This window comes from Alteromonas ulvae (assembly GCF_048987005.1).
Lineage (GTDB): Bacteria > Pseudomonadota > Gammaproteobacteria > Enterobacterales > Alteromonadaceae > Alteromonas.
The window spans coordinates 1,418,064-1,438,864 of record NZ_CP185261.1; the positions used below are offsets into that span (position 1 = coordinate 1,418,064).

Annotated in this window: 20 protein-coding genes and 4 tRNA genes; 23 read left to right on the top strand and 1 reads right to left on the bottom strand. The window is 43.1% G+C overall.

What is annotated here, in order from left to right; genetic code table 11:
- Nucleotides 1–52: 52 nt before the first annotated feature.
- The 22 genes from aspS (at nt 53) to ACOJR9_RS06300 (ending at nt 16,677) form a co-directional block, all read left to right on the top strand.
- Entirely contained in the window at nt 53–1,813 is a 1,761-nt protein-coding gene (gene aspS, locus ACOJR9_RS06195; RefSeq protein WP_420935459.1) for an aspartate--tRNA ligase, read from the top strand.
- A 3-nt stretch (nt 1,814–1,816) separates the two neighbouring features.
- A complete protein-coding gene (nudB, locus tag ACOJR9_RS06200; protein ID WP_420935460.1) occupies nt 1,817–2,257 on the top strand; it encodes a dihydroneopterin triphosphate diphosphatase in 441 nt (146 codons plus the stop codon).
- Nucleotides 2,257–2,775 (top strand): crossover junction endodeoxyribonuclease RuvC, encoded by a 519-nt coding sequence (gene ruvC, locus ACOJR9_RS06205; protein ID WP_420935461.1) that lies wholly within the window; start codon nt 2,257–2,259, stop codon nt 2,773–2,775. Before nudB ends, ruvC begins: the two co-directional genes overlap by 1 nt.
- Before the next feature lie 54 nt (nt 2,776–2,829).
- Nucleotides 2,830–3,450 (top strand): Holliday junction branch migration protein RuvA, encoded by a 621-nt coding sequence (ruvA, locus tag ACOJR9_RS06210; protein WP_420935462.1) that lies wholly within the window; start codon nt 2,830–2,832, stop codon nt 3,448–3,450.
- Nucleotides 3,451–3,504: 54 nt separating this feature from the next.
- Nucleotides 3,505–4,509: a Holliday junction branch migration DNA helicase RuvB gene (gene ruvB / locus ACOJR9_RS06215; protein WP_420935463.1), complete on the top strand. Its 1,005-nt coding sequence runs from the start codon at nt 3,505–3,507 to the stop codon at nt 4,507–4,509.
- Between the two features lie 515 nt (nt 4,510–5,024).
- Nucleotides 5,025–5,423, top strand: coding sequence for a tol-pal system-associated acyl-CoA thioesterase (ybgC, locus tag ACOJR9_RS06220; RefSeq protein ID WP_032096023.1), 399 nt, complete (start codon nt 5,025–5,027; stop codon nt 5,421–5,423).
- Complete coding sequence (tolQ, locus tag ACOJR9_RS06225; protein ID WP_269517910.1) at nt 5,413–6,096, top strand: protein TolQ; 684 nt, start codon at nt 5,413–5,415, stop codon at nt 6,094–6,096. The genes ybgC and tolQ overlap by 11 nt, the downstream gene beginning before the upstream one ends.
- A gap of 23 nt (nt 6,097–6,119) precedes the next feature.
- Nucleotides 6,120–6,539, top strand: coding sequence for a protein TolR (tolR, locus tag ACOJR9_RS06230; RefSeq protein WP_420935464.1), 420 nt, complete (start codon nt 6,120–6,122; stop codon nt 6,537–6,539).
- Between the two features lie 205 nt (nt 6,540–6,744).
- Nucleotides 6,745–7,467: a cell envelope integrity protein TolA gene (gene tolA / locus ACOJR9_RS06235; RefSeq protein WP_420936071.1), complete on the top strand. Its 723-nt coding sequence runs from the start codon at nt 6,745–6,747 to the stop codon at nt 7,465–7,467.
- Nucleotides 7,468–7,471: 4 nt separating this feature from the next.
- On the top strand, nt 7,472–8,827 hold the full coding sequence (tolB, locus tag ACOJR9_RS06240) for a Tol-Pal system beta propeller repeat protein TolB (protein WP_420935465.1): 1,356 nt from the start codon (nt 7,472–7,474) through the stop codon (nt 8,825–8,827).
- Between the two features lie 39 nt (nt 8,828–8,866).
- On the top strand, nt 8,867–9,433 hold the full coding sequence (pal, locus tag ACOJR9_RS06245) for a peptidoglycan-associated lipoprotein Pal (protein WP_420935466.1): 567 nt from the start codon (nt 8,867–8,869) through the stop codon (nt 9,431–9,433).
- The gene (gene ybgF / locus ACOJR9_RS06250) at nt 9,433–10,209 is read left to right on the top strand and encodes a tol-pal system protein YbgF (protein ID WP_420935467.1); all 777 of its coding nucleotides are present in this window, start codon (nt 9,433–9,435) and stop codon (nt 10,207–10,209) included. The genes pal and ybgF overlap by 1 nt, the downstream gene beginning before the upstream one ends.
- 291 nt (nt 10,210–10,500) lie before the next feature.
- Nucleotides 10,501–10,576, top strand: a tRNA-Lys gene (locus tag ACOJR9_RS06255).
- A 23-nt stretch (nt 10,577–10,599) separates the two neighbouring features.
- Nucleotides 10,600–10,675 (top strand) — tRNA-Lys (locus ACOJR9_RS06260).
- Nucleotides 10,676–10,724: 49 nt separating this feature from the next.
- Nucleotides 10,725–10,800: transfer RNA gene (locus tag ACOJR9_RS06265), tRNA-Lys, on the top strand.
- A gap of 429 nt (nt 10,801–11,229) precedes the next feature.
- The gene (nadA, locus tag ACOJR9_RS06270) at nt 11,230–12,285 is read left to right on the top strand and encodes a quinolinate synthase NadA (RefSeq protein WP_420935468.1); all 1,056 of its coding nucleotides are present in this window, start codon (nt 11,230–11,232) and stop codon (nt 12,283–12,285) included.
- Between the two features lie 126 nt (nt 12,286–12,411).
- A tRNA-Ser gene (locus ACOJR9_RS06275) sits at nt 12,412–12,501 on the top strand.
- Between the two features lie 290 nt (nt 12,502–12,791).
- Nucleotides 12,792–14,009, top strand: coding sequence for a site-specific integrase (locus ACOJR9_RS06280; RefSeq protein ID WP_420935469.1), 1,218 nt, complete (start codon nt 12,792–12,794; stop codon nt 14,007–14,009).
- Nucleotides 14,010–14,123: 114 nt separating this feature from the next.
- Nucleotides 14,124–14,381, top strand: coding sequence for a hypothetical protein (locus ACOJR9_RS06285; RefSeq protein ID WP_420935470.1), 258 nt, complete (start codon nt 14,124–14,126; stop codon nt 14,379–14,381).
- A gap of 39 nt (nt 14,382–14,420) precedes the next feature.
- Complete coding sequence (locus ACOJR9_RS06290; protein WP_163105725.1) at nt 14,421–14,831, top strand: hypothetical protein; 411 nt, start codon at nt 14,421–14,423, stop codon at nt 14,829–14,831.
- Nucleotides 14,832–14,918: 87 nt separating this feature from the next.
- Entirely contained in the window at nt 14,919–15,143 is a 225-nt protein-coding gene (locus tag ACOJR9_RS06295) for a hypothetical protein (RefSeq protein WP_420935471.1), read from the top strand.
- A 418-nt stretch (nt 15,144–15,561) separates the two neighbouring features.
- The gene (locus tag ACOJR9_RS06300; protein WP_420935472.1) at nt 15,562–16,677 is read left to right on the top strand and encodes a hypothetical protein; all 1,116 of its coding nucleotides are present in this window, start codon (nt 15,562–15,564) and stop codon (nt 16,675–16,677) included.
- A 926-nt stretch (nt 16,678–17,603) separates the two neighbouring features.
- On the opposite strand, the gene ACOJR9_RS06305 is transcribed toward ACOJR9_RS06300, so the two are convergent.
- Entirely contained in the window at nt 17,604–18,416 is an 813-nt protein-coding gene (locus ACOJR9_RS06305) for a hypothetical protein (protein WP_420935473.1), read from the bottom strand.
- 796 nt (nt 18,417–19,212) lie between these two features.
- On the opposite strand from ACOJR9_RS06305, the gene ACOJR9_RS06310 reads away from it, so the two are divergent.
- A complete protein-coding gene (locus ACOJR9_RS06310; RefSeq protein WP_420935474.1) occupies nt 19,213–20,775 on the top strand; it encodes a sigma-54 interaction domain-containing protein in 1,563 nt (520 codons plus the stop codon).
- The last annotated feature ends 26 nt before the right edge of the window (nt 20,776–20,801 follow it).

Genomic DNA, 20,801 nt, shown 5'->3' on the forward strand with positions numbered 1-20,801 from the left:
AAAGTACGCAAATCATCACGTTAAGCAAGAAAATTATCAGGGGTCAACGACCATGCGCACAGATTACTGTGGGAACATCGATTCAACTTATATTGGGCAAGACGTCACGCTTTGTGGCTGGGTTAACAAACGTCGTGACTTAGGTGGCGTTATCTTTATCGACCTTCGCGACAGAGAAGGTATCGTACAGGTTGTTTTCGACCCTGATTTACCTGAGGTACTTTCCGTTGCTAACACCCTTCGCGGTGAATTTTGTGTAAAGGTAATCGGTAAAGTTCGCGCTCGTCCAGAAGGGCAAATCAATAAAGAAATGCGTACAGGTGGAATTGAGATCTTGGGCACGGGCCTTGAAGTGATCAACAAATCTGATGTACTTCCTTTAGACTGGAATCAAGAAAATTCAGAAGAACAGCGCCTGCGTTATCGCTATCTCGATCTTCGTCGCCCGGTAATGAGCCAGCGTTTGCAGTTTAGAGCCAAAGTGACTGGCGCGGTTCGCCGCTTCTTAGAAGAAGAAGGCTTTTTAGATATTGAGACGCCTATTCTAACTAAGGCGACGCCTGAAGGTGCGAGAGATTACTTGGTACCAAGTCGTACGCACAAAGGCGAATTTTTCGCATTACCTCAATCGCCTCAGCTATTTAAACAACTGCTGATGATGTCGGGCATGGACCGCTATTACCAAATAGTGAAGTGTTTCAGAGACGAAGATTTACGTGCTGATCGTCAGCCAGAATTCACTCAAATCGACATCGAAACGACATTTTTAGATGCGCAAAGCGTGATGGGTATTACCGAGCGTATGATCCGCGATTTGTTTACCAAAATGCTAGATGTAGATCTTGGTGATTTTCCTCAAATGACTTATGCCGAGGCGATGAAACGCTTTGGAAGTGATAAGCCTGACTTGCGTAACCCTCTTGAACTTACCGACGTTGCCGACTTACTAGAGAAGGTTGAATTTAAAGTATTCAGTGGACCTGCTAACGACCCGAAAGGCCGTGTAAGCGCCATTCGAGTACCTGGCGGTGCAACGCTTTCCCGTAAGCAAATAGACGAGTACACCAAGTTTGTTGGAATCTACGGAGCGAAAGGCCTAGCGTGGATTAAAGTGAACGAGCTTTCTCCTGGTCAAGAAGGGCTGCAATCGCCTGTGCTTAAGTTTTTAAGTGAAGATGTGACCGATGCTATTATCCAGCGCACAGGTGCGCAAGCGGGAGACATTCTTTTATTCGGTGCGGATGATTACACCGTAGTGACAGAAGCCATGGGCGCACTTCGTTTAAAATTAGGCGAAGACTTTGAATTGCTAGAGGGCGAATGGAAGCCACTGTGGGTAGTTGACTTCCCTATGTTTGAAGAGTTTGATGGTCAGCTTCACGCTATTCACCATCCATTCACGGCACCACGTGGGCTTACACCAGAAGAGTTGAAAGCCAATCCGGTTGGCGCATTGTCTGATGCCTACGACATGGTACTTAACGGCGTTGAATTAGGCGGTGGCTCGGTTCGTATTCACGATGAGAATATGCAGTCTACCGTGTTCAATATTTTAGGAATAGGCGACGAAGAAGCGAAAAACAAATTTGGTTTCTTACTCGATGCCCTTCGTTTTGGCGCTCCGCCTCACGCAGGTTTAGCATTCGGTTTAGATCGCCTTGTCATGTTGATGACAGGGGCTACCTCTATCCGCGATGTGATGGCGTTCCCTAAAACTACCACGGCTGCTTGCCCACTCACATCGGCACCAAGCCCAGCTAACCCGCAGCAGCTTGAAGACTTGGCCATTGCGACGGTGAAGAAGCAATCTTAATTTATGGCCTATAAAAAGCCAGAGTCAGCGCTGGTGGTGTTGTTCGATGAACACCATCGAGTGCTGCTATTGCAAAGAATGGATGACGCGTCTTTTTGGCAATCTGTTACTGGTGCGTTAGAAGACGGCGAAATGCCCATTGAAACAGCCTATCGAGAGGTGGCTGAAGAAACCGGTATTGATGCCAAAACCTTAGGTTTGAGTATCACCAATCACAACAAGCAAAACCAGTATGTTATTCGCGAGCGATGGCGTCACCGTTATCCTCCGGGTACGCTTCATAACACTGAACATGTATTTTCTCTTCAAGTCAGCAGCAAAACACCGATAACCCTTACGGAACATTTTCAGTATGAATGGGTATCGAAAGATGAGGCGTTAGCACGCTTGTGGTCGCCCTCAAACAAAGAGGCGGTATCTTTGTTTGTACCGAGTAAGGCTTAATGGTTATACTGGGTATAGATCCAGGTTCTAGGATCACAGGCTACGGTTTAATTGTGCGAAAGCAGGGTAAACTGGTTTACGTGGCGAGCGGTTGCATTCGGGTAGGGACGACCGATTTACCCTCCAGACTTGCAAATATATTTACTGGTGTTGGCGATATAATCCGTCAATATAACCCATCACAGTTTGCTATCGAACAAGTGTTTATGGCAAAAAATCCAGACTCTGCGTTAAAGCTCGGTCAGGCAAGGGGCGCTGCAATAGTGGCAGCTACTCAATCTCAGCTTCCTGTTGCAGAGTACAGTGCAAGGCAAATTAAACAGGCCGTTGTAGGCAAAGGTAACGCTGATAAAACGCAAGTTCAGCACATGGTAAAGTACCTGCTGAATTTAAGCGGGACGCCTCAGGCCGATGCAGCAGATGCACTTGCTGTGGCACTTTGTCATGCGAATACCGAACAAAGCCTTATTAACATGGCGGGCCAAGCACGGAAAACCGTTCGTGGTCGTTTGCGTTAATTTCCTAGAGCCAATCCTTTTATTAGCATTTAAGCGCCCATAAAGAGAACATAAATGATTGGACGAATTCGCGGTACGTTGGCTGAAAAGCAGCCACCAGACATTCTTGTAGATGTAGCCGGTGTAGGTTACGAAATACACATGCCTATGACTAGCTTTTTCCAACTGCCTGCAGTCGGTGATGAGGTGGTGGTTTATACCCACTTTGTGGTTCGCGAAGACGCTCAGCTGCTGTTTGGTTTTGCCGATAAGTTAGAGCGTGGGTTGTTTCGAGAGCTGATAAAAGCAAACGGTGTGGGACCCAAGCTGGGTTTGGCTATATTATCAGGAATGTCGGCTCCCCAGTTTCTGGCTAGCGTGCAAAATGAAGACGTTTCTGCATTGGTTAGCTTGCCGGGTATTGGTAGAAAAACCGCGGAGCGCTTAGTGGTTGAACTCAAAGATCGATTGGCCAAGTTTGGAAAAACGCAGAGTGTAGCTATCCCGGTATCGAGCGGCGATCTGCTGTCCGGTAACACAATAGTTACTGTGATCGGTGCGCGAGAAGAAGCCCAAAGTGCACTTATTGCACTGGGTTATAAGCCAGCGCAAGCCAGTAAGTTAGTGGATAGTGTGTACAAAGACGGCATGGAAAGCGAAACACTAATACGCGAATCACTTAAAGCGGCCCTGTAACAATTATCCAGCACTGTAGGTGCTGCAACCATCTCATTAAAAAGTAGACGAACTATGATTGAAGCCGACAGACTGATAACGCCGGATGCAAATACAGAAGATGAAGTAATCGATCGCGCTATTCGTCCGAAAATGTTGGATGACTACACGGGGCAGCCTCATGTGTGCGAGCAGATGGAAATTTTCATCCAAGCTGCACGTAAAAGAGAAGACGCCCTTGACCATCTTCTTATATTCGGCCCTCCAGGGCTTGGGAAAACAACCTTAGCGAATATCGTGGCGAATGAAATGGGCGTAAATATTAAGACTACGTCTGGGCCGGTGTTGGAAAAGGCAGGCGACTTAGCGGCGCTATTGACTAATCTAGAAAAAAACGACGTCCTTTTTATCGACGAAATACATCGACTCAGCCCCGTAGTGGAAGAAATTCTCTATCCAGCAATGGAAGATTATCAACTGGATATTATGATAGGCGAGGGACCGGCTGCTCGTTCAATAAAGCTCGACCTGCCTCCGTTTACGCTGGTAGGCGCAACAACCCGTGCGGGCTCACTGACGTCTCCATTGCGAGATCGTTTTGGCATTGTACAGCGCCTTGAATTTTATTCAGTGAAAGACCTTACTTCTATTGTTTCCAGAAGCGCCCGATATCTTAATCTCACTATGACCGAAGAAGGCTCAAGAGAAATAGCCTGTCGAGCTAGAGGCACGCCTCGTATTGCTAATCGTCTGCTCAGACGAGTAAGGGATTATGCAGAAATTAAGTCAGATGGCACCGTAGGTGCAGACACAGCGGCCAACGCCCTCGATATGCTCGATGTGGACAAAGAGGGTTTTGATTATATGGATAGAAAATTGCTTTCTGCCATTATAGAAAAATTCGATGGCGGCCCCGTGGGCTTAGATAATCTCGCTGCAGCTATCGGCGAAGAGAAAGAAACTATCGAGGATGTCATTGAACCTTTTCTTATACAGCAGGGTTTTTTGCAGCGAACACCGAGAGGTCGTATTGCGTCTCAGCGTGCTTACCTTCATTTTGGCTTTACTCCTAAGCGATAGGAGTTTTTCGCCTGTGTAATTGAATAGCAAAGCTGGTGGTAAGGCTTAAAAGCCAGCTTTTGACCCATTTATGGTCAGGCGATTGAAGCAACCGCTGCTGTTCTTTTTTCGATGTACTTCAACGAAGCACTCTAACGAAGAGCGAAAGAAAATCCAAGGCAAAAAAAAAGCCCGCTCATAGAGCGGGCTAAAACAACAAGTGTTGAAGGAAATAAATCCAGGGAACTCATGTCTAACAGGAGATTAACTCGTGCGTGACCGTGCTAAGCACCATCACGCTCTGTGCGACTGATGCGATGCATTATAGAGACCTTCTAAAAATGCACAATTGAGTAAAATTATATTTTTGAGTTAGAAAAACTAATGCGTTAATTGAATGTTGCGCATTGGTTGTGAAAACATTAAAGCTCAGGCTTGATGCTGTCTCAAGACTTATTTTAAAATGTTGTTTATCGCAATTTAGCTACTATTAATCTGCCTTATAGATGAATTTATTTATTGTTTAGGGAATAGTTATGCATCAACATCAAATAAGAGTGTATTACGAAGATACGGATGCTGGCGGTATCGTGTATTACGCTAATTATCTTAAGTTTATGGAGAGGGCGCGTACCGAGTGGCTTAGAGGTCTAGGGTTTGAGCAAGACACTTTAATGGAACAATCCATCGCTTTTGTCGTCAAACGCGTTGAGATGCATAACTATGCGCCCGCGAGGTTCAATGAACTGTTGAGTATTGAAACTCGCGTTGTAGAATTGAAAGGCGCTAGTATGACGTTTCAACAAATCATAAATAATAACAACGGCATAAAATTGGTATCTGCAGATATTCAAGTTGCCTGTGTCGATTTAGCGGCCATGAAGCCGAAACGACTACCACGTACTTTGTTAGGGGAAATTTCGCGTGTCATCTGATCTCACATTTATCGGCTTGTTTTTACAAGCAAGTTTTATTGTTCAACTCGTCATGCTGTTGTTACTAAGCGTCTCAGTAGCATCATGGACTTTTATTTTTCAGCGCAGTAAAGCCCTTAATGCGGCGCGTTCTGAAATGCGCCAATTTGAAGATAAGTTTTGGTCAGGTGCCGATCTCAACAAGCTCTATCAAGAGTTATCATCAAGGGCCAGTCTTACCGGTATGAGCAGTATTTTTTGTTCTGGGTTTAAAGAGTTCGTGAGATTACGTAAATCCAACACCCCGACAAACGGCATTGTTGATGGCACTTACCGCGCTATGCGCGTGTCTATGTCTCGTCAGGTAGAGGAGCTTGAGAGTCGTCTACCATTTTTAGCAACGGCAGGCTCTATAAGCCCATACATTGGCCTATTCGGTACAGTTTGGGGAATTATGAATGCGTTTATTGCATTAGGCGAAGTGCAGCAAGCCACCCTTGCGATGGTTGCGCCTGGAATAGCAGAAGCGTTGATTGCTACTGCTATTGGTTTATTTGCTGCAATTCCTGCGGTTATTGCTTACAACCGCTTCAGCCATCAGGTTGAAAAATTGGAAAATAGCTACGGTAACTTCATGGAAGAGTTCTCAGCAATTCTTCATCGCCAGGCTGCTGCCCAAGCACATCAGGTTTAAGCGTTACCGCGGAGGTTGTTGCTATGTATGTGAGAAAACGCCGTAGGCCGGTATCAGAAATAAACGTTGTGCCTTACATCGACGTTATGTTGGTGCTGCTTATCATTTTTATGGTAACCGCTCCTTTAATTTCTCAAGGGGTGAAAGTGGATCTGCCGAAGGCCAGTGCAAACCCTATAGAGCAGGAGGATAATCCGCCTATTATCGCGTCGGTTGATGTGAAGGGGAGGTACTTCCTCAATGTGGGTGACGACCAAGAGTCGCCCATAAGTGAAGAAGAGCTTGCTGCTATTGTCAGTGCACAACTGCAAAAATCGCCTAACACGCCTGTGGTGGTGAAAGGTGACGGGCAGGTGGCCTATAACGAGGTTATTCAGCTAATGGTGTTACTGCAACAAGCTGGCGTGCCGTCGGTGGGTTTAATGACCGACCCGGTTGAGTAGGCACAGCATGTCTAACCCTACTAAACCGAGTAGTCCCTCAAATAGCAGGCAAGCTAGCGTTAACAATCGGTCTCAAAGCAGTTCGCCGAACGGTACTCAGGGCAGTGCTGACAGCTTCACGAATAGCCGCAGCGCGAGAGCACCTTCAAAACCCAATGACAAGCAGGGACTTTATAAGTCCCTTGCGGTTCACGCCGTGGTTGCCATGGTGTTACTGATAAGCGTCAGTTTCTCTCCCGACCCTCTGCCTAGCCTACCGAGTAATGCACCCACAATAGAAGCAACATTTATTGATGCGCAGGCTATTGCGGATAAAAAACGAATAGAAGCTCAGGCTCAAGCACAAGCTCGCGCTGAAGAAGCTGAAAAACAGCGCCAAGCAGCCGCTGCCGCAGAGAAGAGACGGCAGCAAGCCATTGCAAGCAAGCGGGCGCAAGAAAAGCGTGAAGCAGAAGCGGCAGAGGCTAAAAGGCAACAGGAACTCAAGCGATTAGCTGCTCAAAAAGAAAAAGAGCGTAAAGCCCGAGAGGCGAAAGCGAAAGCAGATGCACTAAAAAAACAAAAAGAAGCTGCTGAAAGAGCAGAGATGGAAAGGATTATGCAAGAGCAGCTTGCTCAAGAGCGAGCGGCTCAACAACAAAGGCGTCAACAGCAAGTTCTCACGGAAGTTGAGCGATACACCGCATTGATACAGCAAACTATAAAACGTAATTTGTACTCAGATGATAGTTTTGACGGAAAAGTGTGTAGACTCAATATCCGGCTAGCGACAACGGGTTTTGTGACCAGTATTCGGGTTTTAGATGGCAATGACGCATTGTGTCGGGCGGCAGAAAGCGCAGTTCGACGTGCAGACAAACTTCCGGTATCTGATGCCCCCGACGTTTATGAGCAGTTAAAAGATATAACTTTAAAAGTGGAATTATAGCGGTATGAAAAAACTAGGTTTATGGATAGCAATGATTTCCCTAACGGTGAGTGCAAACGCATTAGCCTCTTTGGAGATTGTCATTACCGAAGGGGTTGATAGCGCAAGACCTATCGGTATTGTCCCGTTTAAGTGGAAAGGCGATGGTGCTGCCCCAGGAGATATTTCAGAAGTGGTACGTGCCGATTTAATGCGCAGCGGTAAGTTTAATCCTATCTCGGTAGATAGCATGCCCCAGTATCCAGAGACGGCAGAAGAGGTGAGTTACACTGCATGGGCAACACTTGGGGTTGATACCGTATTAGTAGGCAGCATTGAGCAGCAAAGCGCGGACAAGTATATCGTGTCTTATCAGCTTGTCGATATTTTAAAAGGACAGCTTGATGGAGGGAAAGCAAAAGTATTAAAAGACGGCGCATTAGTCACAAGTAATGAACACGTCATTTTAGCACGCCAAGCGTCAATAAGTCCGAGAGACTTTCGTCAATATGCTCACCGAATCAGCGATATTGTTTATGAAAAACTGACAGGTGTTCGAGGTGCATTCTTAACGAAAATCGCCTATGTGATCGTTCGAGATAGAGAAACCGTTGAAAAACCGTATGAGTTAGTGATCGCAGATTATGACGGTGTAAACGAAACTAGGCTTCTTTCATCTCCGGAGCCATTGATGTCGCCAGTATGGTCACCAGATGGTGAGCGTTTGGCCTATGTGAGCTTTGAAAACAGAAGACCACAAATATTTATTCAAGACATATACACCAGTGAACGTACGCGTATTACTGATTTTCCTGGTATTAATAGCAGTCCAGTGTTTTCCCCAGACGGCAAACAACTTGCCATGGTGTTGTCAAAAGACGGAAACCCTGAGATTTACATTATGGACCTAGCGACGAAAAACTTGCGTCGTATTACCCGAAACAGAGCCATTGACACAGAGCCGGCATGGCTACCAGACAGCAGTGGCTTAATTTTTAGCTCGGAACGGGGTGGTAAACCTCAGATATATAGCGTAAATTTAAATTCTAGGAAAGTAAGGCGAGTCACCTTTGTCGGTGAACAAAACCTTGGCGGAACGTTAACGCCTGACGGCAAACAAATGGTAGTGGTTAACCAAACAAATGGTAACTACCATATTGCCAAGCAAGCGCTAGACGGAGACTCTTTGCAAGTTCTTACAAGAACGTATTTGGATGAGTCGCCAAGTGTAGCGCCGAACGGAAGCATGATTATTTACAGTACTCTTCATGAGGGCAAGCAAGTGCTATCACTTGTCTCTCTAGACGGGCGCTTTAAAGCTAGGTTACCAGCAGCCAATGGGCAAGTGAAATCGCCAAGTTGGTCACCATTTTTGTTCTAACAATTTAACGACTAAACAATAAAATTAAGGATTAGTAGGATGCAAATGAATAAAGTGATAAAAAGCTTCATTATCGCCTTGCCAGTAGTGACAATGATGGCATGCTCATCGGGACCTAGCGAAGAAGAGTTAGCGGCAGAACGCAACCGTATGGCACAAGAACAGGCTCAAGCCGAGGCTGAAGCTCGTGAAGCTGAAGCGCAGCGCGTTGAAGCTGAAGCGGCTCAGCGTATGAAGCGTCAAGAAGAAATGGTTCAACAAGAAATGGAAGCGCTCAAAAACGAGCAAACGGTATACTTCGATTTCGACCGCGCTAGCATCAAACCAGAATTTCAACGTATTCTAGACAAGCATGCTATGTTCTTAGTAAAAAACCCCAACATGAAGGTTACCATTGAAGGCCATACTGATAGTCGCGGTACGCCCGAGTACAACATTGCATTAGGCGAACGTCGCGCTCAGTCAGTAGAAACCTACCTACTTAACGCAGGTGTGAGTAGCAGCCAATTATCGGTCGTGTCTTATGGAGAAGAAAAGCCTGCGGTAATGGGGTCAACTGAATATGCATTCGCGCAAAACCGTCGCGGAGTGGTTGTATACCGCTAATGGCAGCTTCAGTAAGAGACACAATAAAGTGGGGCGTTACGCTATGTGCCGCCCTCACTGCTTCCACCAGCTACGCACAGGCCCCTGTCGTCAATGTAAATGGCGGCAGCGAGCTTGAGCAGCGCATTGTTGTTCTAGAGCGTATTGTAAAAAGTCGAACTGAGATGCAGCATAGAATGCAAACTCAACTAGATAATATGCAAAATGAGGTGGACCAGCTTCGCGGTGCAGTTGAGGTTAATACCAATGAACTGCAGAAAGTGCTGGAACGCCAGCGCGAACTCTATCTAGAAATAGATAAACGGGTAGAGGCCCTCAAGCAAAGTGGCGCGTTAACAAGCACAAGCTCCTCTGGTGCGGTAAGCACAGTGCCGGAATCGGCACCAGCATCGTCTGTGCAGGTCGGAGAAAGCGAGGCGTATGAGAGTGCGGTTAATCTCATTCTGAAGTCGCGAGAGTACGACAAAGCGATACCTGCTTTTCAGTCTTTCATCGAGGGTTTTCCAAATAGTGAATATGCGCCAAATGCGCACTACTGGCTTGGGCAGTTGTTGTTTAACAAGCAACAGTGGAGCGATGCAAGCGAGCAATTCAATATTGTGGTCAATCGGTTCTCAAGTTCAACGAAGCGACCTGATGCGCTATTGAAACTTGGCGTTATCGCTGAAAGAAATGGTGATAGTGCATCTGCACGTCAACTATTTTTGCAAGTAGTGAACGAGCACCCCGATTCATCTGCTAAACGTTTAGCAGAATCAAGGTTAAACAACTTGTAATAATTAAAGCCCCGTTAAAGGGGCTTTTTTATTTCACCATCTTTGCAAGACAGTAACTTTGTCGCGGTTTAATAACCACTTTTTTACTTTGTTTGGAATTGTAATACTGAGTCCGTTTTAATTAAATATAGGATAGTACGGTACAAATACTCAGCTATTTGTTTTCATTTTGACCGCTTAATTCTGTTTTAATGAAAATATCAAAATAAAAGGGCATTATGGGTTGCGTCAGGTAAAAAACTGAGTATTATATGCCGCCGTTGCCTAGACACAGGCAACAAGCGAAAAGAAGGGTCGTTAGCTCAGTTGGTAGAGCAGTTGACTTTTAATCAATTGGTCGCTGGTTCGAATCCAGCACGACCCACCACTTCTTTTCAGGCGTTAAATGATGGGTCGTTAGCTCAGTTGGTAGAGCAGTTGACTTTTAATCAATTGGTCGCTGGTTCGAATCCAGCACGACCCACCATCATTTAAGCTTCTACACTTTACGTTATTTATGTCTTGTGTCATCGGATGGGTCGTTAGCTCAGTTGGTAGAGCAGTTGACTTTTAATCAATTGGTCGCTGGTTCGAATCCAGCACGACCCACCATCCTTTTCCTATACTAATTAAGCATTCCCACGTTAAAATTCAAAGCTCAGATATCTTTATCAAAACGCGTCATCGTTTTAAGCACATTGCCACACATCCTTAGCTAAGTTATAGCGCACGAATACAATAACAACTGCCGTCCTTATCGCTTCTGATGTAGGCTCTTCAAGCATTCTTTATTGCAGACTCTTTGATCTCACAATTTCTGATCCTAGTATCGATTATTATGAGCAGTCTTATAAGCAGTTTTGCAGGTACTGTAGTCGTCATTTTGAAACATTCGCTACTCCCGCGATGAGTATCAGACGTTAATAGCCGACAGCTTACAACGTTAAGACCTTTTATTACGCTATTGTTGATCATGTAGTGTGTAATTTTTATGACACTTGGGTATAATCGCGACCCTTGTCGCAATTGAGATGTAGGTAAATGTCAGTAGCATTTCGTGTGGAGCAGGTGGATTACCCGTTCCCAGCAAAACCACAGCCATTATCAGAAGTACGTAAAGCCGAGTTAAAGGCAGAAATAAAAGCCTTACTTAAGGCGCGTAATGCCGTGCTTGTAGCCCATTACTACACCGACCACGAAATTCAAGCATTAGCTGAGGAAACTGGTGGTTGTGTTGCCGACTCGTTAGAAATGGCGAGATTTGGGCGTGATGCAGAAGAACACACTCTGATTGTTGCCGGCGTACGCTTTATGGGAGAGACGGCAAAAATCCTTAGCCCCGAAAAAACAGTGCTAATGCCGACGCTCGAGGCAACGTGTTCACTGGATATTGGCTGCCCAGCAAAAGAGTTCAGTGAGTTTTGTGACCAGCATCCAGACCATACTGTTGTTGTGTACGCTAATACGTCCGCTGCTGTGAAAGCGCGAGCTGATTGGGTGGTTACTTCAAGTATTGCGTTAGAAATTGTCGAGCACCTCGACAGTCAGGGTAAAAAGATAATTTGGGGCCCTGACAGGCACCTAGGTGCATACATTGCTAAGCAAACCGGTGCCGACATGCTAATGTGGCAGGGTGAGTGTATTGTTCACGACGAGTTCTCTGCGCAAAAACTTAGCGATATGAAAGCCCTTTATCCCAACGCCGCAGTGTTAGTACACCCAGAGTCACCGGCCAGTGTTGTAGACATGGCAGATGCAGTTGGCTCAACAAGTCAGCTGATTAAAGCATCGCAAGAGATGGACAATGACACCTTTATTGTTGCTACCGACAAAGGTATTTTTTACAAGATGCAGCAGTTAGAGCCAAATAAGACGTTTATAGAGGCTCCAACGGGCGGTAACGGCGCTACGTGTAAAAGTTGTGCTCACTGCCCATGGATGGCAATGAACGGGTTAGAGGCGATTAAGGCGTCGTTAACCGAGGGAAGTGAAGGACACGAAATTTTTGTGGATGATTCACTTCGCACTGAAGCGTTAATCCCCCTTGATCGCATGCTGCAATTTTCAGCTGAATTGAAAGCAAAGGGCGGCTTGTAGTAAATAGTCTGTTTTATAAGCACTTGCATACTTATTTTAAGCAAGTTCTTGATAATAGTCGCGGGTTTACCTACTATACGCGCGCTCAAGTGGTTTCGTAACTGAAACCGTCTTGATAAAAAATTTGGAGAGGTGGCTGAGTGGCTGAAGGCGCACGCCTGGAAAGTGTGTTTAGGGTTAAACCTAACGAGGGTTCGAATCCCTCTCTCTCCGCCAAAATTATCAATAAAACCAGTGACTTAGTCGCTGGTTTTTTTGTTTGGGATCACTTTGGGATCTTTGCGACTAAGTTTTGATGAGTGTATAACATTTTTATTAAACGTCAAAATAGCAATTAGCGACTTTTGAAAACGATATAATTATTGTACGTAATATGAACTATAGCGTTGAATGGATAGCGAAAAGTCTTACTTTGGAAGGAATTTAGTCTGAGCTTTGCAGCGAAGATTCCTTTTTATATATTAAAAAGTCATTAAAATCAATAGGTAAACGAAATTGAGTTTACCATGAAACTATCAGTAAAAGCCGCAAAAGCATTCTGTAAAGCCAACGATATCAAAAATTTGGATATCCGCTCCACAACATCAATTAGATTGCTCATCAGAGCAGACAAAAAATTGTATCGAATTCCAGCTACGGATATTGATACGTCTAAAACAGGTCTCTTCAAAGCCGCCGAATTGGTAAAAGAGTATAAGCAGCTCGCAAAATACAATTTTAATAAATTTCTGCTTCTAACATCAGCCACGAACCGCCTTGATAAATTCGACATGGCTAACTACATAAGTACCTTTTTAGAAATCAAGCGCCATAAACTGGCTTCTTGCACCTATAAAAATTATGTACGAAAAATTAGAAAACATATAAAGCCTAAATTCGAATCCGTTTGTGTCACAGAAATCTCTCCATTGGATATTGAGAAATGGGTAGCAATAGAGCTAGCGTATTTGAGCGACAAAACCATCAAAGAATTAGTCAGTCTTCTTTCTCAAATAATTACTATTGCACAGTTAGAGGGAGTGATAGACAAACATCCAATAGCCTCACTCACAACTTCGAGGGTGCTGAAGTTGAAAGCTTCTTTAAGTCAGCCAGATCCTTTCACCCAGCCTGAAATTAGACGCATAGCGTTGACAGAAACGCCGCGAAAATCAGAGCAAAATATGGTGCTTTTCAATTGCTATGCAGGACTAAGATTAAGTGAGCTTATGGCCTTGGCCTGGGAGGACATCGACTTTAATCGAAATATCATTCATGTCCAACGAGCAGTGGTAGAGCGGGACTATAAAACACCTAAAACCGAATCGAGTATAAGAATAGTAGAGTTATTACCAAAAGCTCGAGAGATACTGATGAGGCAAAAAATGTTGAGGCCTTCCCCAATTTCAAATATTTCAGTTACTCAGCCAGACAATCGTAGCCAAAAGCAACAAGAGGTAACCTTCGTGTTCTTTGACTCAAGAACGGGGCTGGCATTATCTCATGACAATCAGTTTCGGAACGTAACTTATAAAAAGCTGCTTATAAAAAGTGGGGTTCGTTTACGGGGAATTAACCAAACTAGACACACATATGCCTCGCATCTTATATCGGCAGGCCTTCCGCTGGCTTGGGTAGCACGGCAAATGGGTCATAACAGTATAAAAATGATAGAAAAGCATTACAGCAAGTGGTTACTCACTAATAACGAAGACATGTTAGCCATGGCTTGTAGTGCGTTTTAAATATCCAGTAATCGTGAATTTAACTTAAGACTTTTATGAAGGTTTAGTTCTATAAACCGATAAATTCCCAATTGATGCTCATACGTAGTTTTTTAACTAAAACACGAGAATGACATGAATAACAACTCTTTTGAATTGGACATAGAGACTCTACCAACCACTTTCGACTTTGTAATCGAAAAACTCTATGAAGCAGCGATGTTGCATCCTTTAAACTATGTTGATGGGGAAATAGATTACTCAACACGTAAGGGCGAACGTAAAGAACAAGTTTTGTATTATCTGCAAAAAACAATTCATGTGGATAGACACAAAGAGCTAGCAATAAAATTTGCGAAGATACTATTAGAAGACCATAACATTCCCTTTTAACGTGCCTAGTTAACCTTGAGTACATAACACGAGGTTAATATGAGCAATAAAACTGATAAAAAGAATTTATTCACAAGAGTATATAAGCGAGCCAGTAAGTCACCATTTGATGACCATGGAACTATCCTTTGGCTTGCCTGTATTACAAACGATAATGAAGAAGGTCTAAATTTAACTTATGAGCGCTATATTTATCTTCATCGAGAGGTAAACGGTACTATTTGCGGCATTAGTGTGAGTAAACAGATTCTTGCTGAAAACCCTGAATTTGAGGACATGCGTTATTTGGAAGGTATCCCTATGTACGCATTTCTTCTACTTCACGTTGAAGAAATATGTGCCTTTTGTGAAGTATTCAGAGATGAATTTATAGATGTCTTTTTAATACCACCATTAGATTATTTTGCCGCAGCCGAAAAATATTGGCTCGATATAATATCAGATGACTGATGGTAATTTACTGGCGAGCCGCGTGGCTCGCTTTTTTCCGTGTCCCAAACCTAGTTAATCATGCATTAAATTTCTGGAGGAAAATGCATGAAGACAAACAAAAACAACGTTGTAGAGATAATTGCTAAAGTGCTGTCGGATCTATCACGTACATTAACGTATGTGTTACTGGTTTTGCATTCTATGAATATTGTATTTGAGATAGAAATTAACCCTAACTTTCCGATTAAAGAAGATGGATTGTTATTGGGAGCGATAGTGGCTGCGGTGTTGTATATGCTGCTGAAGCTATGGCTTTTGCGGAAAAGTTAATCCGCTTATTGAGCGCTCGAAAGAGCGCTTTTTTATGATTTAACTCTACAAAGAGCTGAGCTTTGAAACCAAAGACCAAGAACGGTTCTTAAGGCGCTTATACACAATAACTTAGCGGTGTTACTGCCGTCGAATAACTAGCGTATAAACTGCGGAGATACACGTATTCCGCAAGTTAGTTCTGTGTGGAAATGAAGGCTCCAATGAGCCAAGCGGACATCAGCAGTGGTACTGTCCAGTTAAAGGGGGAGTGGACACTACGTTGTTCGCTTTCCATCAAAACAATTTAACTGATATCCCAAGTGTGCTAGTTTTTTAATGGTGTATAAAAAACTCCAAAAGATGCAGGGTGAGCAGTATGTGAGACTATGGAGTTAAAACATTCTCAGTAAATACGCTAGTTTAAAGGATTAAATTTATGAAAAAGTCTCTTATTCTCTCAGGGATGCTCGGAATATTACTGACCGCTTGCAGCAGTACCGACAACGCCGACTCTCAGCCTGTGACAAATGCACCACCAGCTATGCCAGAGTCTTATCAAACTATGGTGGACTTTGGCATCATCTCAAAAAGCGACGCGATGCAGGTCGTCAACGGCCAGCGAAAAGCGTTATCCGACAACTTCTATCGGTTTAAGGAGTCTGCGTTAGGACAAGTCACAGACGGCGGGGATATGTTTTTGGGGTTTGCTATCGCCCAGCTTTTTGGTGGCGGCGTAGCATTGACAGACTTTTTTAATCCACTTTCAATGTTTCGTTCAAATAATCATGAAAATCATCTGAAAAAAACCTTTTTCTGGGTAGAAGTGGAAGAAGGCTGTGATCGTCAATGTGGGTATAAAAAAATTTACGACATCGTATCTTTAGCGGCAAAAGAGCAAACCAAAAATTTAGTTCTTTTGTCCGAAAGCGGTATCGTAGAACACAACTGGAAGATGACAGAGGATGTTGAGTCTCCGATTAGTGAAGTAGAAGTGTATGGTGCAAAAAAGACACTGCTGGGTAAAAATCTGTCTAAAAGTTACTCAAATAACCTACTTATAATTCCTCAAAATTACGACTCCTTTGATAGGGTGAGACCTTTATTATCAGTTTGGGATGCTGACTTTATCAATGTAAATGGAAAACGTTATTTCGGTTCTAAAGTAACGACAAGAGAAACTTTTACTGCTTCTTTGCATCGCATGGGGCAGCACTACCGGTGGGATTACGATAACAGCCAAACCTTCGGTTTTGCTAAAGCCAGTGAAGTCTATCCAGATTTTATTTTAATCGAAACACAAAATTGTATTTCACAGTTTCCTATTGGTTCCAGAGAAACAATAGTTAGGACCTGTCAAGGCGATTTGGTAATATCAAAAGGGAAAGTTACATATATGAATTTATTTGCTCATAGTGAGCAGGTAAAAATGACTGAGTCAAATATGATCAATGCAAAAATCCACGATGCAAGAACAGAAATCTTCACCGAGCAAGAGTGGAAAGCACTGTTTGAAAAAAATGACGGCGAGGAAACTGTCTCAAATCGCTTGTGAGTAAGGTGATGGTGGAGGCGGCTGACAGAAAGTTGGATTATTTTGTTTTAAGTTTTTGCACTCATCACTCTGACTACACCCTATTTTCTGTGTTTTCCGAGTAAGAGGGAGTGATTGGTAGCCCTGCTGTTTGTAACTACATTAATGGTTTTTCGATTTCTAGCGATGATTTTGTGCGTTTCGCTGTTAGCGAAATAACACAATAGAAAATAACCTTTATGGTCATCAATGACATAATTTTACCAACTAGCATTATCTCAAAAGTCAATCTAAACAATGCCACTAGCGAAAAATTAAAAAAAAGCACCCCACAGCGGGGTGCTCAATATTATTCGCTTTCTAATTTTCGCAACGCATACCAAGATACCAGAGCCAATAGCAATGCTATGCCAATGCATGCAAACGACACCAGAATCAGTCTGTTTGAGAGCGATTGGAACTCAATGTAATCTGTATGACCGAGAATTATAAAAGCTGTATTCAAAAGGGTATTTATAGCAGCAATACCAATCAGAGCGTTACTTAACGACATCCATTTTCCGCTGATTCTAATACATGCATTGAAAACACTTTCGTAGTTTATCCTCATTTGTTGTTTTTCCTCATCAGTTATTGACCTACAACTAATTAGGATCCATGCAAGGAAAATCCGCTGTTATTGATGAAGAGTTAAAATTTCCTGTATTCGAAACTATATAAGGATGTGTGCGGAACCACAGTTTTTATCAATATATTTTTAATATATGAGAATCATATTGAAAGCTCAGTAAACCTCACTGTACTTTCCCGCTGGTTCGCTGCTTGCTAGAGGTGCTGGCAGTAGATAGAACGCTTCAGTCATCGAGACTGCTGTAGACTGTCGAAGCTATCAGAGGACAAAAAAAAGGGAGCCGGAAGGCTCCCATAAGGCCAGAACTCTTAAGTCGTTACTCTATCAAACCCATTATCTTGCCGGCTTCTACAAAGCCATCTCGTCTGATTTCGACAACTCTGTCACCTGATGTTTGTGCCAACTTCTCAATTTCTTTTAGTTGAAGTAGGTACACGTCTTTTCGTGCCAATTCGAGTTTGTTATCGCTAAGTTGACGTTTGCTATTGAACATTAGCTCATAAATAGTATTACAGAAGTTATGCTTGAACTTTATGCGACTTGTGAGCAGTTCTTGCTGTTTATCTGTGAATGATGAACGTTGTGTAGCAAACAATTTAGTATGTGCTTTCTCAATTTGTGTGAGAAATCGTTGTCGATGACTGTACATATAAACAAACTCATACATCCCTTCATTATTTTCTAGCTCTTGCAAGTATTTGCTGAGAATTTTACGACGAATGTCACCATTTCCTTTGTTTTTCGAATTGCTAGCTTCCATCTCAATTGCTATCGATTGGTTACTCACAGCATCTATAACGATTGCATCAATCAAACGAGGGTCGTTTCCACGTTGTTCTAACTGAATTGCAATATCTCGTTCTGTAGCAAAGCCGCCAATTTTTCCCAAAGTAGCGAGTTCTAGCACTACAAGTTGGACTGACAAATCGTGAATAAGGTTTCTTTCATTTACTCGACTTATATCGGAGCGAAGATACAGTTCACGATTTAGTAAGAATTCTGCTTCTCTGATTCCTTGCGACGTCAGGACAATAAGAGTCCTATCTGTATTAGAAAAAGTATGATGAACCGATAATAGTCCTTTCTTTTTCATTCGGTTTACCAGTTTGTTGACGCTTTCGCGGCTCATGCTGAGATGCCTTTGAAGTATTGTCTTAGTCGAAACACCGAAACCTCCGATTATAGCTATGACCGCATTTTCCCGTAGCAATCCAAGTGTCCCTGGATCGTTTGGATTTGTGATGCATATGTGATTCATAGATGTATCGATAGCTCGTTCTATATAATTCATAATTTTCTCCGTATTTAAATTCAAAATTACATAGGAGCGCATTGGGAGAAATAAGCAGGGTAGGGCACAATGCTTTGCATTATGACGAGGCTTCGCCACGCTAGGCATACTGCCTAGCTACTGAACTTTTCTACCGAAAAGTACAAACAACTTCGTTGTAGTAAACCTTCTGCACACCAGAGCTGACGCGACTCGTCGCTGCTCTGCTTCTTGCCACGTTGTGTCGGCGACAGAAGCTTTACAAGGAGTCAGCTACCGCTGATTAAGCCTAATTTTCCCTTCAGTTGCTTCGGGAAAAGCGTTGCTGCGGATACACCTAGCAACTTTTGTATCGTTGATACTCAGGCAAGCACAAGTTGATTCTCAACTTGTGCTTGGTTTGCTGAGGCAAACGAAAATTAGGCTTAATCTGCGATGCTGACTCCTACTACGTGAGCACCTGTGTTTCACACAGCAACTCACTGCGCAATCGTTGTTGAGCGTTGCTCAAGCTTTTTTACACATTCGTACCGAATGCGTTTTTTTTAATCTTCGATTTTAGTGCTGCCACCCTAATATCGGCTTAAATGTCTCACCCATAAATATGACGATATGTTCAGATAAAAATGGCTTGAGACGTTCAGAAATAGTAAATATGGTTATCTTATGTAATATTAGTTATCTATTGGAGCATAACGCGGACTTAAAACTGGTGACTACTCTTTACACATGGATAGGAAATACAGATATTGAAAATATGCAGCAAAATGAAAATGCTGCTATTTCCACGATAGCATTACAGAACCCTAAACCATTTGATCGCATTTTTATTTTTGCAAACGCTTGGGAAAAAGACTGGAAGTCTTACGAAAAGTGGTTAGTGAAACAGCTCAAAGAAGCTGGCCGTCCAAACGACAATGTTGCAATCTTCAAAGCCAATATAGCTGGCCCAACTGATTATCCGACCATAATAAGAGAAACAGAAAAGTGGATTTCCAAACTATCTGAGGAAAGTGAAGAGCTTTATATCAATATCACTTCTGGTACACCCGCAATGAGTGTTGCATCGGTATTAGTTGGTAAAGGTAAACATAACACACACTTCATCCAGTCTAGACGTGATAACACAATAGAAAATGTGGACGTTCCAGTCGATTTTGGTGTGGCTTACGCAAAATCCGCTGCGAAAAGTATTGCTAATAAAGCCGTTAAAGCGCCTTCATCTCACAAACTATTCGAGACTATCGTTGCTGAATCACAAGCAATGAAAGATGTGATCTCTAAAGCGAAACGAGTCGCTGAATCTGACCTTGAGTTGCCAGCTTTGGTTTTAGGAGAAACGGGAACGGGTAAAGAAGTGATTGCCAATGCTATTCATGCTGCGAGTCCTAGAGCTAGCAAAACACTAAAAACCGTGAACTGCGGAGCGCTACCAGAATCACTAGTTGATTCTATTTTATTCGGCCATGTCAAAGGTGCTTTCACTGGAGCTAATAGTGAACACAAAGGCCTATTCGAACAAGCTAGTGGCGGCACATTATTTCTTGATGAAGTTGGCGAATTAACGCCAAGTGTTCAAGTAAAGCTGTTAAGAGCTTTACAAGAAGGTGAAATTACTAGAGTTGGCGATAACAAAACAATTTCAGTTGATGTTAGGATTATCGCAGCGACCCACAGAGACTTGCTGCAACTTGTTGAAAAAGGTGACTTTCGTGAAGACTTATTCTATCGTCTAGCGGTTGGACTACTGCATATCCCAGCTCTCAGGGAACGTCATGAAGATATTGAGCCATTAGTCTTGGAATTAGTTGATGAACTCAACCAAGCAGCTAACAAATACCCAGGTTATAAAAGTAAAAATATTTCTGAAAAGGGAATAAAGTTTATCAAGTCGCAGCCTTGGCACGGCAATATACGAGAGTTGTGGAACACAATTAATCGCGCTTTTCTGTGGTCAGACGCAGAAATAATCACCGATGTAGATATTAAAAACGCGCTAATAGTTCGTGCTCCAGTTTCTGATGAGTCCGAAATCTTCTTGTCACTTGGTCAACGAGTAGATATCAATAACCTTGTTGAAAAATATAAGAAAAAATATGTAAAAGCGGCAATGAAAGCTGCGGGTAATAACAAAACGAAAGCAGCAAAAATGATAGGCTTAAATAGCCAACAAGTGATCACTAAGTGGATAGAAGCACTTGATATTGAAATAGAGTAATATGCCTACAGCGCTATTGAATAAAA